Annotated in this window: 14 protein-coding genes; 4 read left to right on the top strand and 10 right to left on the bottom strand. The window is 65.1% G+C overall.

Annotated features, from left to right (window positions below; genetic code table 11):
- Nucleotides 1-40 precede the first annotated feature (40 nt).
- A complete protein-coding gene (locus tag LPA35_RS10655) occupies nucleotides 41-655 on the top strand; it encodes a TetR/AcrR family transcriptional regulator (protein ID WP_055397245.1) in 615 nt (204 codons plus the stop codon).
- Between the two features lie 97 nt (nucleotides 656-752).
- Here LPA35_RS10655 and LPA35_RS10650 read toward each other — a convergent pair whose 3' ends face one another.
- The 5 genes from LPA35_RS10650 to LPA35_RS10630 all read right to left on the bottom strand — a co-directional run bounded on the left by LPA35_RS10650 (nucleotide 753) and on the right by LPA35_RS10630 (nucleotide 4,757).
- The gene (locus tag LPA35_RS10650; RefSeq protein WP_228896956.1) at nucleotides 753-1,691 is read right to left on the bottom strand and encodes a fasciclin domain-containing protein; all 939 of its coding nucleotides are present in this window, start codon (nucleotides 1,689-1,691) and stop codon (nucleotides 753-755) included.
- A 57-nt stretch (nucleotides 1,692-1,748) separates the two neighbouring features.
- On the bottom strand, nucleotides 1,749-2,204 hold the full coding sequence (locus LPA35_RS10645) for a fasciclin domain-containing protein (RefSeq protein ID WP_121421847.1): 456 nt from the start codon (nucleotides 2,202-2,204) through the stop codon (nucleotides 1,749-1,751).
- A gap of 179 nt (nucleotides 2,205-2,383) precedes the next feature.
- Nucleotides 2,384-2,806, bottom strand: coding sequence for a universal stress protein (locus LPA35_RS10640; RefSeq protein ID WP_055397239.1), 423 nt, complete (start codon nucleotides 2,804-2,806; stop codon nucleotides 2,384-2,386).
- Nucleotides 2,807-2,917: 111 nt separating this feature from the next.
- Nucleotides 2,918-3,763 carry a metallophosphoesterase gene (locus LPA35_RS10635; protein WP_121507952.1) on the bottom strand — a complete coding sequence of 282 codons (846 nt, stop codon included), beginning with the start codon at nucleotides 3,761-3,763 and terminating at the stop codon, nucleotides 2,918-2,920.
- 34 nt (nucleotides 3,764-3,797) lie between these two features.
- A complete protein-coding gene (locus LPA35_RS10630) occupies nucleotides 3,798-4,757 on the bottom strand; it encodes a LysR family transcriptional regulator (RefSeq protein WP_228896955.1) in 960 nt (319 codons plus the stop codon).
- 126 nt (nucleotides 4,758-4,883) lie between these two features.
- Between LPA35_RS10630 and LPA35_RS10625 the strand changes: the two genes are divergently transcribed.
- A complete protein-coding gene (locus LPA35_RS10625) occupies nucleotides 4,884-5,324 on the top strand; it encodes a hypothetical protein (protein ID WP_228896954.1) in 441 nt (146 codons plus the stop codon).
- Between the two features lie 183 nt (nucleotides 5,325-5,507).
- Here the strand turns inward: LPA35_RS10625 and LPA35_RS10620 are convergent, their stop codons facing one another.
- From LPA35_RS10620 to norR, 5 genes are all read right to left on the bottom strand, one after another.
- A complete protein-coding gene (locus tag LPA35_RS10620; protein WP_228896953.1) occupies nucleotides 5,508-7,379 on the bottom strand; it encodes a phosphoenolpyruvate carboxykinase (GTP) in 1,872 nt (623 codons plus the stop codon).
- A gap of 293 nt (nucleotides 7,380-7,672) precedes the next feature.
- Nucleotides 7,673-8,383, bottom strand: a complete 711-nt coding sequence (queC, locus tag LPA35_RS10615; protein ID WP_228896952.1) for a 7-cyano-7-deazaguanine synthase QueC — start codon at nucleotides 8,381-8,383, stop codon at nucleotides 7,673-7,675.
- A 91-nt stretch (nucleotides 8,384-8,474) separates the two neighbouring features.
- Nucleotides 8,475-8,621, bottom strand: a complete 147-nt coding sequence (locus LPA35_RS10610) for a hypothetical protein (RefSeq protein ID WP_199727054.1) — start codon at nucleotides 8,619-8,621, stop codon at nucleotides 8,475-8,477.
- Nucleotides 8,622-8,697: 76 nt separating this feature from the next.
- On the bottom strand, nucleotides 8,698-9,897 hold the full coding sequence (locus tag LPA35_RS10605; RefSeq protein ID WP_228896951.1) for a threonine ammonia-lyase: 1,200 nt from the start codon (nucleotides 9,895-9,897) through the stop codon (nucleotides 8,698-8,700).
- Between the two features lie 228 nt (nucleotides 9,898-10,125).
- Entirely contained in the window at nucleotides 10,126-11,691 is a 1,566-nt protein-coding gene (norR, locus tag LPA35_RS10600) for a nitric oxide reductase transcriptional regulator NorR (protein WP_228896950.1), read from the bottom strand.
- A 238-nt stretch (nucleotides 11,692-11,929) separates the two neighbouring features.
- Between norR and LPA35_RS10595 the strand changes: the two genes are divergently transcribed.
- Both LPA35_RS10595 and LPA35_RS10590 read left to right on the top strand, forming a co-directional pair.
- Complete coding sequence (locus LPA35_RS10595; protein WP_228896949.1) at nucleotides 11,930-14,212, top strand: nitric-oxide reductase large subunit; 2,283 nt, start codon at nucleotides 11,930-11,932, stop codon at nucleotides 14,210-14,212.
- A gap of 71 nt (nucleotides 14,213-14,283) precedes the next feature.
- Complete coding sequence (locus LPA35_RS10590) at nucleotides 14,284-14,712, top strand: hemerythrin domain-containing protein (protein WP_055402463.1); 429 nt, start codon at nucleotides 14,284-14,286, stop codon at nucleotides 14,710-14,712.
- The last annotated feature ends 85 nt before the right edge of the window (nucleotides 14,713-14,797 follow it).

Raw genomic sequence — 14,797 nt, 5'->3', positions numbered from 1 at the left:
AGTCATTTATTTTTTTACTGCAATGTATAAAATACAAGCCATGCAAACGCCGCAACCCAAAGTTTCGTTCAAAGAGCAGATGCACCAGGCGCGCGAGGATGCCATCCTCCAGTCCACCTGCCAGCTCCTGGGCGAAAAGGCCTTCGATGCCATGACCATGGACGACGTGGCCAATGCCGTGGGCATTGCCAAAGCCAGTCTGTACAAGCACTTCTGCAGCAAGGAAGAGTTGTGCAGCGCCGCCATGGTGCAGATTCTGGGCCGTGTGCAGGCCTACCTGGCAGATCTGCCCACTGAAATGCCTCCGCTTGAAAAGCTCCATGCGCTGGTGCGCTGGTCGCTGGAGCGGCTGCTGAGCAACGAAATGCCGCTGCTGCCCAGCCGCAATTCCACACTGCGCGCGGTGCTGATGGCCAACAAGGACTACCTCAACGGCCTCGTGGCCGTGAGCGACCAGATTGGTGAATGGATCACCCAGGCCCAGGCACAGGGCGTGATCAGCCCCACCTTGCCGCCGCTGGTGGTGCTCTACACGTTGTATGCGCGCGCCTGCGACCCGGTGGTGAGTTTTCTCAAGGAAGGCGGCCAGTATTCTGATGCGGAAATCGTGGATCTGGTGGTGCGCACCTGTTTCGACGGGCTGGCAGCGCGGTAGTCGCGTCTCCTTTCCAGCGTTTCGTACGCACCCAAAAAATAAAGCCCGGCATGCCGGGCTTTCTTGCGTGGGGCTCACGGGGCTCACAGCCACCGGCTTACTTGGGCAGGATCACCTTGTCCACGACATGGATCACACCGTTGCTGGTGAACACGTCGGCCATGGTGATGTTGCTGGTGCGCAGGTTCTGGTCTGTGATCACGAGGCTTGCGTTCACCGTGAAGGTTTGTCCCTGGACGGTGGCAATGGCGGTATTGATAGGGACCTCGGCCTTGAGCACGCGCGCGGGTACTACGTGGTAGGTAAGCACCGTGGTCAGCAGCGCAGTGTCCGCCAGCAGGGCTTCCTTGGTCACCCCCAGCTCGGCCAGCAGCGCTGCAAACGCGGCGTTGGTCGGCGCAAACACCGTGAACGGGCCGGCTCCCTGCAAGGTGGTGGCCAAGCCGGCCGCCACCACGGCTTCCACCAGGATGCTGAAGTCCGGCAGCGCCGAGGCGGTGGCGACGATGTCCTTGTTGGCTGGCAGCAGCACGCGGTCCACCAGATGCACCACGCCGTTGCTGGCCTGGATGTCCGTGGCCGTGATGGTGGAAACGCGGTTGCGACCATCGGTGATCTTCAGGCCGTTGGCCGACTCGATCTTGAAGAAGCCGCCTGACACGGGCGTGATGGCCTTGCCCAGGGGGACGTCTGCACGCGGGACCCTGCTGCCGAGCACGTGGTAGGTCAGTACCGCTGTCAGCAGGGGCTTGTCGGCCAGCAGGGCCTCCTTGGTCACGCCCAGCTCGCTGAGCAACGCTGCAAAGGCGGCGTTGGTCGGGGCGAAAACCGTGAGCATGCCGGTGCTCAGAGTGGGCGCCAGACCGGCGGCGACCACTGCTTCGACGAGGATACTGAGGTCAGGATTGTTCTGGGCGACTTCGACGATGTTGCGCTGGGGCTCATCGTCGCCGCCGCCACAGGCCTGCAACAACGTGGCGCCGGCGCCCACGGCGGCGGCCAGCAAGACGGTACGGCGGTTGAATGCGGTGTTCATGGGGCTTCTCCTCGCTAGTGGATGGTGGTGGAAGGGACGAGCGGTTAGTCCGCGGGCTTACTTGGGCATCAGAACGGTGTCGATGGCGTGGATCACGCCATTGCTGGCAGCCACATCGGTCGCGATGACCTTGGACTGGTCCACCATCACGCCCATGCTGGTGGACACGGTGATCTCCTGGCCCTGCACGGTCTTGACCTTTCCGGCCTTGACGTCCTTGGCCATCACCTTGCCGGGGACCACGTGGTAGGTCAGCACCTTGGTCAGTGCGGCCTTGTCAGCCAGCAGGCCGTCCAGGGTGGCCTTGGGGATCTTGGCGAAAGCCTCGTCGGTGGGCGCAAACACCGTGAAGGGGCCTGGGCCCTTGAGGGTGTCCACCAGGCCCGCAGCCTGCACGGCCGCCACCAGGGTCTTGAAATTACCCGCCTTCACGGCGGTATCGACAATGTCCTGGGCCATCACGGTGAAGGTGGCGCCTGCGGTCAGGGCCAATGCGATCAGGGTTTTTTTCATGGGTCGTTCCTCGGTTTCGATGGAAATGACACGCCAGGATGGGCGCAGCGAGAATGTATAACCAATTGGTCGTTAAGTAAACCAACAAGTTATGTTGTAACCGATTGGTTTCATTTGGGCAAAAAAAAGCCCTGCCGGAGCAGGGCTTTGGTGGTGGGCCGGGCTGTTTGTGGTGCGGCTTAGCGAACGATCAGCAATGGCACCTTGCAATGGGCCAACACCTGTGTGGTGACCGAGCCCATGACCAGGGTGGCCAAGGCTCCATGGCCGTGGGAGCCCATCACCAGCAGGTCGAACTTGCCGCTGTCAGCCACCTTGGCGATGTTCTCACCCACGGCGCCCACCTTGACGACACGCTTGGCGTCCACACCATGGCGCGCCAGGAATTTGCAAACGGGCGACAGGATTTTTTCTGCCTCTTCGGCGTGGTAGCTGTCCACCACTTCCTTGCCCAGAGCGGCGCGCGCGCGTGTCGGCAGCGGGGCCTGCACGGTGAGCGCGGTGTACTGGTGGTTGCCACCGAGCAGCTCCTCGTGGGTAGCTAGGTAGGCCAGCATTTTTTTGGTGTAGGCGCTGCCATCGACAGCAAGCAGGATGTTCATGGTGTTCTCCAGAATAGGGTTGGGTCAGACTACCGTGCGCGGACTTCTGTTGTCTTGACCTGGGTCATGTTTTTCTTCTGCGCTGCGGGGCGGCAGAGCCCCGTCTCTTGATCATACGGGGATGCAGCATTGCGCCTTGAAAGCCGCCTGTTCGCCTTTGCGCGCATAGCCCAGGGGGTTGGCCACCACGCGGCACTGCCAGGGGGTGCCGTCGCCGTGAAAACCTTGCACCGTGTAGTCGCTCGGGGCGTGCAGATGGCCGTGCAGCCACAGCTGCGCGTGGGGCAACAAGCTGTCCAGGGCGTTGCAGAACCCCGCAGTGCCGGGCACCAGTCCGTAGCGTGGATCGGCACTGCGCAGGCTGGGTGCAAAGTGGGTTACGGCCACCGTGGGGCCCTCAAAAGGCACCGCAAGTGCTTGCACCAGCCACTGCTGGCAGACCAGTGCGTGGTCGCGCATGGCTTCGGCCAGAAAGGGCTCTGCGTGGCGGGTGCCGCCCGTCTTGCGCAGGTAGAAGTTCGCTGCGCGAAAGGCCTTGTCGCGCAGTTTCAGCCGCCTGCCAAGGTCGGTGCTGCCTTCATGGTCTGCGAGTGCATCGAAATCGCTCCAGAGTGTGGTGCCCACGAAGCGCACACCTTGAAGCTCGACGGTCTCGCGCTCCAGCCAGGTGATTCCCAGGCGGTCACAGGTGCGGCGCAGCCGCTCGTGGGCAGCGTCGAAATCCTGTGCATCGTATTCGTGGTTGCCGGGCACAAAAAGCACGGGGGTGGGCCAGCCTGCGCCCCCGGGCAATGGTGAAAACCGGGCCAGGCCAAAGTCTTCGTCGCCCAGCTGCGAGCCTTCCTGGTAGGAGCCCACGTCGCCAGCAAGCACCAGCACATCGGCGCCGGGAGCCGGTTCGGGGACGAAGTGGGGATGCGCCTCAAGGTGCAGATCGGACAAAAGCTGGATGTTCATGCTGGGCGCAGTCTACGGGTTCAGGCTGGGCGCCTCACTCCTTGGGGAAAGTCCGGCGCGCCGAGCGCGCCAGGGCGTGCAGCAGCCAGGTCATCGCGGCCTGCTGAGGCCCACGCCGGCGCCAGAGTGCGTCCACATGCACGGGCGGGACGTCCAGCGGCAGGGCCCGCTGCACCAGCGCGTCGGCAATGCCGGTCACGGGAACAAAGTGGCGGGGCAGCACCGTCAACAGGTCCGAGCCCGAGACTACCCGGCCGGCGGTGAAGAACTGGTTGACCGTGATCACCACCTTGCGCTCGCGGCCCAGGGATGCCAGGGCCTCGTCGATGAAGCCAAAGGGGCGCCCTGAGAAGCTCACGAGCATGTGGCGTGCGGCGCAATAGGTGTCCAGCGTCAGGGGCGCATCGGCCAGAGGGTGGCCTTGCCGCATCACGCACACGTATTCGCCGTCGTACAGGCGGCGGCTTTCAAAGGCCACTGCGCCCCCGGATTGCGCGCGGGCGGTCAGGTCTGCCAGCACCGCTGGGAAATAGCCCACCGCCATGTCGGCCGCCTCTTCGTCCAGCAGGCGGCGGGGGTCGCGCGTGGTCAGGGGCAATACCCGGATCGAAATACCGGGCGCCTCCCGCTCGATGATTTCGACCAAGGCCGGTACCAGGGTGGCGGCCGTGGCATCGGCCATGGCGAGCACAAAGGTGGATTCGGCCGTGGCGGGCTCAAAGTGTCCCGGCGCCAGGGATTCTTGCAGGTGGGCCAGGGCCTCGCGCACAGGGGGCCACAGGGCCAGCGCACGCGCAGTGGGCTCCACGCCCTGGCCGCTGCGCACCACCAACTCATCCCCCAGCACATCGCGCAGGCGCCGCATGGCGTTGCTCACGGCAGGCTGGGTGACGGACAGCTTGTGCGCTGCGCGTGTGAGGCTGCGCTCGGCCATGACCTCGTCAAAAACACGCAGCAGGTTCAGGTCCAAGGAGCGGAAGTTCAAGGGCGTCATGGTCAATTCATCATCAATATGAATATCAATGATTCAAAATATAAACTTGAAAATGCAAAGGGTAAACCCTAATATCACCCCATCGCCCGGCAATCTCGCCACAAGCGTTAGAAAAGGGAAACCGAAATGACCAGCTTTGCACACGTTGAGTACCCCACCGAACACCCCGGCGTTGTCCGCGCCGAAAACGCCGCTGCCGCCCTCAAGAGCGTAGCCGCCAACTTTGATGGCGCCCGTGGCGCTGCCACCCTTCTGCTCGCGGCCGTGGTATCGGCCTTGCTGGTAGTGGCCAACCAGGTCATCGACACCTGGAGCGAAGGCCACCTGCTCGCGGCTTGGATGGTGCTGTGGCTGGTCGCGTTTGCGGCCCTGGCTTTGCTGACCGCCCCCGCACGCCGTGCCGGTGCTGCCCTGCGTGCGGCCGCCCTCGGCTGGGCCGAAGCCCGCCGCCGCGCTGCGGATGACGAGCGTACCTGGCAAGTGGCTGTGAAGGACCCCCGCATCATGGCCGAACTGAACCACGCCATGGGCATTGCCACCGTGGAAGACATCCGCAAGTACTACTGAGAAGATGATGCACGGTTCGCCGTGCAGTGATCGGATTTTTTGAAGCCGTGGCGAGTGTTCGCCACGGCTTTTTTCATGGGCGCGGGACAGATCGCGCTGATCCAGTATCCGCATCCACAAGCGCAAAAAAACCGCCCCTCCTTTTCAGAAGGGGCGGTTGTCAGGACTGAGAAGATCCGGGAATCAGCTTGCCAGGCGCTTTTCGAGCGCAGCCTTGGTGGCGAGCAAAGCCGGGGGCAGGTGGTAAGCCAGCTGCTCAAAGTGGGCATCGTGCAGCTTGAACTCATCGGCCCAGGCTGCCTTGTCGATGCTGGTCACGGCAGCAAACTGCTGGGTATTGAAATCCAGCCCCGTCCAGTTGATTTCGGCGTACTGCGGAGCCACACCAAACATGGTTTCCTGGCCTTGGGCCTGGCCTTCAATGCGGTCGATCATCCACTTGAGCACGCGCATGTTGTCGCCATAACCCGGCCAGACGAACTTGCCGGCTTCGTCCTTGCGGAACCAGTTCACGCAGAACACCTTGGGCAGCGCCTTGCCGGTGGCGGCGATTTGGCCTTCCATGTTCAGCCAGTGCTGGAAGTAGTCGCTCATGTTGTAGCCGCAGAACGGCAGCATGGCGAAGGGGTCGCGGCGCACCACGCCTTGGGCGCCAAAGGCTGCAGCGGTGGTTTCAGAGCCCATGGTGGCAGCCATGTACACGCCTTCCGTCCAGGTGCGGGCTTCGGTCACCAGCGGCACGGTGGTGGAGCGGCGGCCGCCGAAGATGAAGGCATCAATCGCCACGCCATTGGCATCGTCCCACTGGGGGTCGAGCGCAGGGTTGTTGGTGGCAGCCACCGTGAAGCGCGAGTTGGGGTGGGCAGCCTTGGCGCCGGTTTCCTTGGCGATCTGGGGCGTCCAGTCCTTGCCTTGCCAATCGATCAGATGGTCGGGCAGCTTGCCGGTGTCTTTTTCCATGCCTTCCCACCACACGTCGCCGTCGTCCGTCAGGGCCACGTTGGTGAAGATCACGTCCTTGTCCAAGCTGCGCATGCAGTTGGGGTTGGTGTGCATGTTGGTGCCGGGGGCCACGCCAAAGTAGCCCGCTTCTGGGTTGATGGCGTACATCTTGCCGTCGGCATGGGGCTTGATCCAGGCGATGTCGTCACCGATGGTGGTGACCTTCCAGCCGGCAAAGCCCGCCTCGGGCGGCACCAGCATCGAGAAGTTGGTCTTGCCGCAGGCGCTGGGGAAGGCCGCTGCCACGTGGTACTTCTTGCCTTGGGGGTTGGTCACGCCCAGGATGAGCATGTGCTCGGCCAGCCAACCCTGGTCGCGGCCCATGGTGGACGCGATGCGCAGGGCCAGGCACTTCTTGCCCAGCAGCGCGTTGCCGCCGTAGCCCGAGCCGTACGACCAGATCTCGCGCGTTTCGGGGTAGTGGACGATGTACTTGACCTTGGGGTTGCAAGGCCAGCTCGTCGTGTCCTTCTCGCCTTCGGCCAGGGGTGCGCCCACGGTGTGCATGCAGGGCACGAATTCGCCTTCCACGCCCAGTACGTCGTACACGGCCTTGCCCATGCGGGTCATCAGGCGCTGGTTCACGGCCACGTAGGCGCTGTCGGTCAGCTCCACGCCGATGTGGGCGATGTGGCTGCCCAGCGGACCCATGCTGAAGGGCACCACGTACATGGTGCGGCCCTTCATGCAGCCGTCAAACAGGGGCTGCAGCGTGGCGCGCATTTCGGCGGGAGCCATCCAGTTGTTGGTGGGGCCAGCGTCTTCCTTGGCGGCCGAGCAGATGTAGGTGCGATCTTCCACACGGGCCACGTCCGATGGATCGGACCAAGCCAAGAAGCTGCCGGGGCGCTTGGCGGGGTTGAGCTTCTTGAAGGTGCCGGCATCGACCAGCTGCTGGCACAGGCGGTCGTACTCTTCCTTGGAGCCATCGCACCAGTAAATGGTGTCGGGTTTGCACAGGGCGGCCATGTCGGCCACCCAGGCAAGCAGCCGGGCGTTTTTGACGTAAGCGGGGGCGTTGAGGTTCAGGCCCTGCATCGTGGGTGCGTTCATCGGGGAGCTTCCTAAGTTGAAAAACGTTTTTTCAAAGGAAGCGGACCGGGCGGGTCACGGCGAGGCCTGGCGCAGTTGCGGTGCTGAGCGCTGCCTTTGAAAAAACGGCTTTCGTGCTCAGTCGGCGGGCGGGAGCGTGTGTCAGCCCCACGGGTGGAGGCTAGTTCCACGGATTCCGCGGGTCGGCTGGGATGTCAATTTTATGAACCTGCCGCCCTTTTGTCTGTCAGACAGGGGTCAAAACCATGCAAAAAAAACATGAGGTTATGCATGACTATGTCCGCTCCCTCGCCTCAAACGCTGGCCGAACCGCCCTTCCACCGTTCGTAGCCACTCCTGCGCAGCGCGCAGGCCGGGCACGTGCCACAGCCGTATCCCCAGGCATGCAGCGTGTCGCGCACACCGTGGTAGCAGGTGTGCGAGTCGTTCACGATCAGATCGACCAGCGCTTGTCCGCCCAGGGACCGGGCCAGTTCCCAGGTCTCGGCCTTGTCCAGCCACATCAGCGGGGTGTCGAAGGTGAAACGCTGGCCCATGCCCAGGGACACGGCCACCTGAAGGGCCTTGAGCGTGTCGTCACGGCAGTCGGGGTAGCCCGAAAAATCGGTCTCGCACATGCCGCCCACCAGGGTGTGCAGGCCCCGGCGGTAGCCCACGGCAGCCGCCAGCTGGAAGAACAGCAGGTTGCGCCCCGGCACAAAGGTGTTGGGTAGGCCTGCGGCGGTCATCTGGATTTCGGTGTCGCTGGTCAGCGCCGTGTCACTGATGTGGCCCAGCACCGCCAGGTCGAGCATGTGGTCTTCCCCCAGCTTGGCCGCCCAGTGCGGGAACTCCGCACGCAACGATGACAGCACCGTCTGCCGTGCCTGCAGCTCGATGTGGTGGCGCTGGCCGTAGTCAAAGCCGATGGTTTCCACGTGGGCAAAGTTTTCCAGCGCCCAGGCCAGGCAGGTCGTGGAGTCCTGACCGCCGGAAAATAAAACGAGTGCGTGTCCGGGTCTCATGGGGTTCTCCAGGTCAGACGGGATGAGGGGGTGGTGCGGGACGAAAAAAAGCCCCGCGCTGCGGGGCTGTGGGTGACGGCCGCAGAAGCGTTCAGGCCATCGTCACGGCAATAAAGGCCAGCAGGAACATCATGATGCCACCCACCACAGGCAGCACCACGGGGACCAGGTGAACCACGTTTTCCACGGGGTCGTTCGATGGTGTTGCGGGGGCGTGCGAGGTGTTGTGGTCGGACATGGTGGGCTCCAGATGCTTAAAACTTGCGCAATTCTAGCTGCGACTGTCCCTTCAGGGCGCAAAACCCTGCTGTCGCTCAGATCAGATCGGCCTGCATGCCCGCCGTGCGCAACTGCCCCAGCACCTCATCCACATGGGTCTTGCCCCGGGTTTGCAGCACCAGTTCGATCTCCACGTTCTGCGCGGCCAGCATGGTGAAGGCGCGCTGGTGGTGCACCTCCTCGATGTTGGCACCCGCGTCGGCCACGGTGGCGGTGATGCGCGCCAGCACGCCGGGCACATCGCGCGCGCTGACCTTGATGCGCGCCAGGCGCCCCGAGCGCACCATGCCGCGTTCGATGATCGCCGCCAGCAGCAGCGGGTCGATGTTGCCGCCGCACAGCACCAGGCCTACGCGCTTGCCCTTGAAGCGCTCGGGGTAGCGCACCAGCGCAGCCAGGCCCGCAGCACCAGCGCCCTCGACCAGGGTCTTTTCGATCTCCAGCAGCATCAGCACTGCCTGCTCGATGTCGCCCTCGTCCACCAGCACCAGGTCGTCCACCAGGCGCTTCACGATCTCCTGCGTGATCTTGCCTGGCGTGCCCACGGCAATGCCTTCGGCGATGGTGGATGTGCCCTGTGGATGGCTTGTTCCTTTGACGGCGTTCACCATGGCGGGGAACCGCATGGTCTGCACGCCGATGATCTCGATGCCGGGCTTGAGGGCCTTGGCCGCCGTGGCCACGCCCGAGATCAGCCCGCCGCCGCCCACGGCGATCACCAGGGTGTCCAGGTCGGGCACGGCCTGCAGCATCTCCAGGCCCAGCGTGCCCTGGCCGGCGGCCACGCCTTCGTCGTCATACGGGTGCACAAAGGTCAAGCCCTGCGCATCGGCCAGCGCGTAGGCGTGGGCGCGTGCCTCTTCCAGGGTATCGCCATGCAGCACCACCTCGGCGCCAAAACCGCGCGTGCGCTCCACTTTCACGCCGGGGGTAAAACGCGGCATCACGATCACGGCGCGCAGGCCCAGTCGCTGCGCGTGGTAGGCCACGCCCTGCGCATGGTTGCCCGCGCTCATGGCCACCACGCCGCGTGCACGCTCAGCGTCCGTCAGCAGCGTGAGCCGGTTGCAGGCGCCGCGTTCCTTGAACGAGGCGGTGAATTGCAGGTTCTCGAACTTGAGAAACACCTGCGCGCCCACGATTTGCGAAAGCGTTTTGGATTCAACGCACGGAGTGTCCAGCACGTGGCCTTGTAGGCGGGTGGCGGCATCACGGATGTCTTGAAGGGTCAGCATGGGCCGATTGTGGCGCAGCGGCGTTCGCAGGGGCCTGATGATGTGTGATTTGGCATCAAATAGGCCGCTAGCGCTTATCTGGAAAGCGCTAGGCGCTATCATTTTTGAATTCGCTTGGGGCGGCTCACAAAACTGAGCGCAGCGGCCCTGGCCAGGCCTTCCGTCGCAGGCAGCATCAGCGGTTCGACAAGACGGAACAACGACGCCAGGGGAGTTTGTGAATCGCTCTTATTTGATGCACAGCCTGCGCGCCAGCTTGTGCAGGTTGCTCGCGTCCACCTCCAGCGCACGCGCGGCCTGGGCCCAGTTGCCCTGGTGGCGTGCCAGGGCCTGCTTGATGGCGAGCCGCTGGCAGGTATCCACGGCGTCGCGCAGCGGGCCTTCGGCGGTGGTGGGGGTGGGCTGCGTGGTGGCCACAGCGGGGGCACCGGCATCCAGGGGGGCGGGGGCCACGCTGGCGGCGTCGGCGTCCAGGTCGAGCAGCGCGGGCTCCAGCGTTACGATGTCGGCGCGGCTCACGCCCCGGCTCAGGGCCTTGAGCGCCGCGCGGCTGACCACATGCTCCAGCTCGCGGATGTTGCCGGGCCAGGGGTAGCGGCGCAGTGCGTCCTGCGCGCTGGCAGACAGCCGCAGGCTGCGCAGGCCCAGGCGGGCACGGTTCAGTTCCAGAAAGCGGCCTGCCAGCAGCAGCACATCGTTGCCCCGTTCGCGCAGCGGCGGGATGGGCACGGGGTACACCGACAGCCGGTGGTACAGGTCGGCGCGGAACGCGCCATCGCGCACCTGCTCGCGCAGGTTGCGGTTGGTGGCGGCGATCACGCGCACGTCCACGCGGCGCGGTCGGTCGGCGCCCAGGCGCTGGATCTCGCCGTTCTGCAGCGTGCGCAGCAGCTTGGCCTGCACGGCCAGTGGCAGCTCGCCCACCTCGTCGAGGAACAGCGTGCCGCCCTCGGCCGCCTCGAAGCGCCCTGGCCGGTCGGCCACCGCGCCCGAGAACGCGCCGCGCACATGGCCAAACAGCTCGCTCTCGGCCAGCGACTCCGGCAGCGCCGCGCAGTTCACGTGCACCAGCGGGCGGGTAGCGCGCGTGGACTGGCGGTGCAGCAGGCGTGCAAACAGCTCCTTGCCCACACCAGTTTCGCCCAGCAACAACACGGGCAGGTCCGAGCCCGCTACCACCTCCAGCTCGTGCACCAGGAGCAGCAGGGGCTCGCTCTGGCCGACGATCTCCATGTCGCCATCGCCCGCGCGGGTGGTGCGCTCGTCGTCGGCGCTGCGGGTGTGGGGGGCGCTGCGCAGCGCCTGCACCTCGCGCTCCAGCCGCGAGATGCGCAAGGCCGCCTCCACCAGCACCTTGCAGTCGGCCAGCGCGGCGCGTGCGGCCTCGCCGAAGGTGCCGGTTTGCAGCGCGTCGAGCGTCAGCACGCCCCAGGCCTTGCCGTCCACCCACAGGCTCACGCCCATGCAGTCGTGAACGGGCAGGGGCTCGCCCACCAGGGTGTCGAGCAGGCCGTCGTAGGGGTCGGGCAGGGTGCTGTCGTGGTCGAAGCAGGTCACCTCGCGCCGCGCCAGGATGGCCGCGAGCCGGGGGTGCTGGCTGACCACAAAGCGCCGGCCCAGCGCCTCGCGCACCAGTCCCTCCACGGCCACGGGGCGCAGGTGGTCTTCTTCCAGCTGCAGCAGGGCCACGGCGCCGCAGTGAAAGCGGGTGCGCAGGTGGTCCACCAGCCGCTGCAGGCGCACAGCCTGGGGCAGGTCGGTGGCCAGGTCGGCCAGCAGGGGGCTATGGTCCATGGTGATATTTACCTTCAATGGGTGAATTAAACCCCATTTGAGAAGGGTCAAAAAAACCATGACCGGTGTAAGTGGTTGATTTGATGGGCCTGCAGCCCTGGCCCGGCGCTTGCGATGTGGTCAGTGACACCGATTCACTCGTTCCAAAAAGCCATGACCACAAGACCCCGACCCCACGCCGCCAGCGCACGCTGGCGCTGCCCCTTCGTTGTTGTTCTGTTGAAGCAGGAGGCCCGCCATGGGTAACTACCGCAAGCTCTGGTTCACGCTGATCGGCGTGCTCATCGTCACCTTCAGCCTGCTGGGCTACTACGGCGCCGAGGTCTACCGCACCGCGCCGCCCATCCCCGCGAAGATCGCCACTGCAGGGGGCGAAGTTCTCTACACCCACGACAGCATCCTCGACGGACAGACCGCCTGGCAGTCGGTGGGCGGCATGCAGCTGGGTTCCATCTGGGGCCACGGCGCCTACCAGGCGCCCGACTGGACGGCCGACTGGCTGCACCGCGAGCTGCTCAACTGGCTTGACGTCGCCGCCGAGCGTGCGCATGGCAAGCCCTTTGCCGAGCTCGACGCCGCCGCCCAGGCCGTGCTGCGCGACCGCATGAAGACCGAGTACCGCACCAACACCTACAACCCCGAGACGGGCGTGGCCACGGTGTCCTCGGTACGGGCCGACGCGATCGCGATGACCGCGCTGTACTACGACCAGCTTTTCAGCGACGTGCCCGCGCTGCACAAGACCCGCGAGCACTTCGCCATGAAGGAGAACACCCTGCCCAGCGCCGAGCGGCGCGCGCAGATGACGGGTTTCTTCTTCTGGACGGCCTGGGCCGCCGCCACCGAGCGCCCTGGCACCACGGCGACGTACACCAACAACTGGCCCCACGAGCCGCTGATCGGCAACAAGCCCACGGCCGAGAACATGGTCTGGTCGGTGATGAGCGTGGTCGTGATGATGGCGGGCGTGGGCTTCCTCGTGTGGGGCTGGTCCTTCCTGCGCAAGCACGACGAGGTGGAACCCACGCCACCCCAGCACGACCCACTCTCGCGCGTGCCGCTCACGCCGTCGCAGCGCGGGCTGGGCAAGTATTTGTTCCTCATCGTGGCGCTGTTCAGCTTCCAGGTGCTGCTGGGTGGCTTCACGGCCCACTACACGGTGGAAGGCCAGCAGTTCTACGGCATCAACGTGTCGCAGTGGTTCCCCTATTCGCTGGTGCGCACCTGGCACATCCAGAGCGCGCTGTTCTGGATCGCCACGGGCTTCCTGGCGGCGGGCCTGTTCCTCGCGCCGCTCATCAACGGCGGCAAGGACCCGGCCTGGCAGAAGCTCGGTGTGGACATCCTGTTCTGGGCGCTGGTCGTGGTGGTGGTGGGCTCGTTCGTCGGCAACTACCTGGCCATCGCGCAGATCATGCCGCCCGAGTGGAACTTCTGGCTGGGCCACCAGGGCTATGAATACGTGGACCTGGGCCGCCTGTGGCAGATCGGCAAGTTCACCGGCATCGCCTTCTGGCTGGTGCTCATGCTGCGCGGCATCGTGCCGGCGCTGCGCACCCCCGGCGGCGACAAGAACCTGCTGGCGCTGCTGACAGCGTCGGTGGTGGCCATCGGCCTGTTCTACGGTGCGGGCTTCTTCTACGGCGAGCGTACCCACCTATCGGTGATGGAGTACTGGCGCTGGTGGGTGGTGCACCTGTGGGTCGAGGGCTTCTTTGAAGTGTTCGCCACCACGGCGCTGGCCTTCATCTTCTCGACGCTCGGCCTCGTGTCGCCACGCATGGCCACGGCCGCCAGCCTGGCCTCGGCCTCGCTCTTCATGCTGGGCGGCGTGCCCGGCACTTTCCACCACCTGTACTTCAGCGGCACCACCACGCCGGTGATGGCCGTGGGCGCATCGTTCAGCGCGCTGGAAGTGGTGCCCCTGGTGGTGCTGGGCCATGAGGCCTGGGAACACTGGCGCCTGCAGCACCGCGCGAAGTGGATGGCCAACCTCAAGTGGCCCCTCATGTGCTTCGTGGCCGTGGCCTTCTGGAACATGCTGGGCGCGGGCGTCTTCGGCTTCATGATCAACCCGCCGATTGCGCTGTATTACCTGCAGGGACTCAACACCACGCCGGTGCATGCCCACGCTGCGCTGTTCGGTGTGTATGGCTTCCTGGCGCTGGGTTTCACGCTGCTGGTGCTGCGCTACATCCGCCCGCAATTGGTGTTCAGCGAGCTGCTCATGAAGACGGGCTTCTGGTGGCTCAACGCGGGCCTGGTGCTGATGATTGCCACCAGCCTGCTGCCCATCGGACTGTTCCAGTTCCACGCCAGCGTGAGCGAAGGCCTGTGGTACGCCCGGGGCGAAGCCTTCATGCAGCAGCCCTTCATGCAGACCCTGCGCTGGGTGCGCACCTTTGGCGACGTGGTCTTCATTGTCGGCGCGCTGGCCATGGCCTGGCAGGTGGTGAGCGGGCTGTTCGGCTCGCGCGCCCCGGCGCAAGCGGGCCCCTACCTGGCACAGGCCCGTCGCTGAAATGCACTGTGCGCGGCGGCTGCCACAAGCGGCCACCGCGCTCACACACCATTTGCCCACAAGGACTGACCATGAACCTCGACAAATTCAAACACCAGCACACTGACATTCTGCGCAGCATCGCCACCTTGCGCGCCCTGGCCCAGGCGGGCGTGGAGGCCAATGCCAGCGCCATCGCGCAGGGCATCGTGGCCATGAGCGGCACCATCAAGCTGCACCTGGCCGTGGAAGACCAGGTGCTGTACCCCGCACTGCAGCGCGGCGGCAACGCCGAACTGGCGCGCCTGGGCCGCCAGTACCAAAGCGAGATGGCATCGATTGCCAGCGCCTACGACGCGTTTGCGCGCCGCTGGAACACCGCCGAGGGCGTGCGCCGCGATGCCCAGGGCTTTCGCAACGAGGCCAACGTGGTGCTGCGCCGTGTGTTCGAGCGCATGCAGCGCGAGGACCATGACTTCTATCCGCGCATCGAGGAGGAAGAAGCCACCGCCTGCCATTGAGCAGCACCCTCCTGCACCCCACTGCATGCCTGCGCATGCACCTCTGATCCATCGGTAGGGCCTGACGGCACCTTCCTTTCCGCCG

The sequence above is a fragment of the Acidovorax sp. Leaf73 genome (assembly GCF_916855635.1).
Classification (GTDB): Bacteria; Pseudomonadota; Gammaproteobacteria; order Burkholderiales; family Burkholderiaceae_C; genus Acidovorax; species Acidovorax facilis.
This window is presented reverse-complemented; position numbering and strand designations above follow the sequence as displayed.

Bases quoted from the DNA above. Each gene is read 5' to 3' on its own strand.
- LPA35_RS10595 (WP_228896949.1), top strand. From the start codon at position 11,930: ATGGGTAACTACCGCAAGCTCTGGTTCACGCTGATCGGCGTGCTCATC.
- LPA35_RS10610 (WP_199727054.1), bottom strand. From the start codon at position 8,621: ATGTCCGACCACAACACCTCGCACGCCCCCGCAACACCATCGAACGAC.
- LPA35_RS10630 (WP_228896955.1), bottom strand. From the start codon at position 4,757: ATGACGCCCTTGAACTTCCGCTCCTTGGACCTGAACCTGCTGCGTGTT.
- norR (WP_228896950.1), bottom strand. From the start codon at position 11,691: ATGGACCATAGCCCCCTGCTGGCCGACCTGGCCACCGACCTGCCCCAG.
- LPA35_RS10650 (WP_228896956.1), bottom strand. From the start codon at position 1,691: ATGAACACCGCATTCAACCGCCGTACCGTCTTGCTGGCCGCCGCCGTG.
- LPA35_RS10625 (WP_228896954.1), top strand. From the start codon at position 4,884: ATGACCAGCTTTGCACACGTTGAGTACCCCACCGAACACCCCGGCGTT.
- LPA35_RS10620 (WP_228896953.1), bottom strand. From the start codon at position 7,379: ATGAACGCACCCACGATGCAGGGCCTGAACCTCAACGCCCCCGCTTAC.
- LPA35_RS10655 (WP_055397245.1), top strand. From the start codon at position 41: ATGCAAACGCCGCAACCCAAAGTTTCGTTCAAAGAGCAGATGCACCAG.
- LPA35_RS10640 (WP_055397239.1), bottom strand. From the start codon at position 2,806: ATGAACATCCTGCTTGCTGTCGATGGCAGCGCCTACACCAAAAAAATG.
- LPA35_RS10645 (WP_121421847.1), bottom strand. From the start codon at position 2,204: ATGAAAAAAACCCTGATCGCATTGGCCCTGACCGCAGGCGCCACCTTC.
- LPA35_RS10635 (WP_121507952.1), bottom strand. From the start codon at position 3,763: ATGAACATCCAGCTTTTGTCCGATCTGCACCTTGAGGCGCATCCCCAC.
- queC (WP_228896952.1), bottom strand. From the start codon at position 8,383: ATGAGACCCGGACACGCACTCGTTTTATTTTCCGGCGGTCAGGACTCC.
- LPA35_RS10605 (WP_228896951.1), bottom strand. From the start codon at position 9,897: ATGCTGACCCTTCAAGACATCCGTGATGCCGCCACCCGCCTACAAGGC.
- LPA35_RS10590 (WP_055402463.1), top strand. From the start codon at position 14,284: ATGAACCTCGACAAATTCAAACACCAGCACACTGACATTCTGCGCAGC.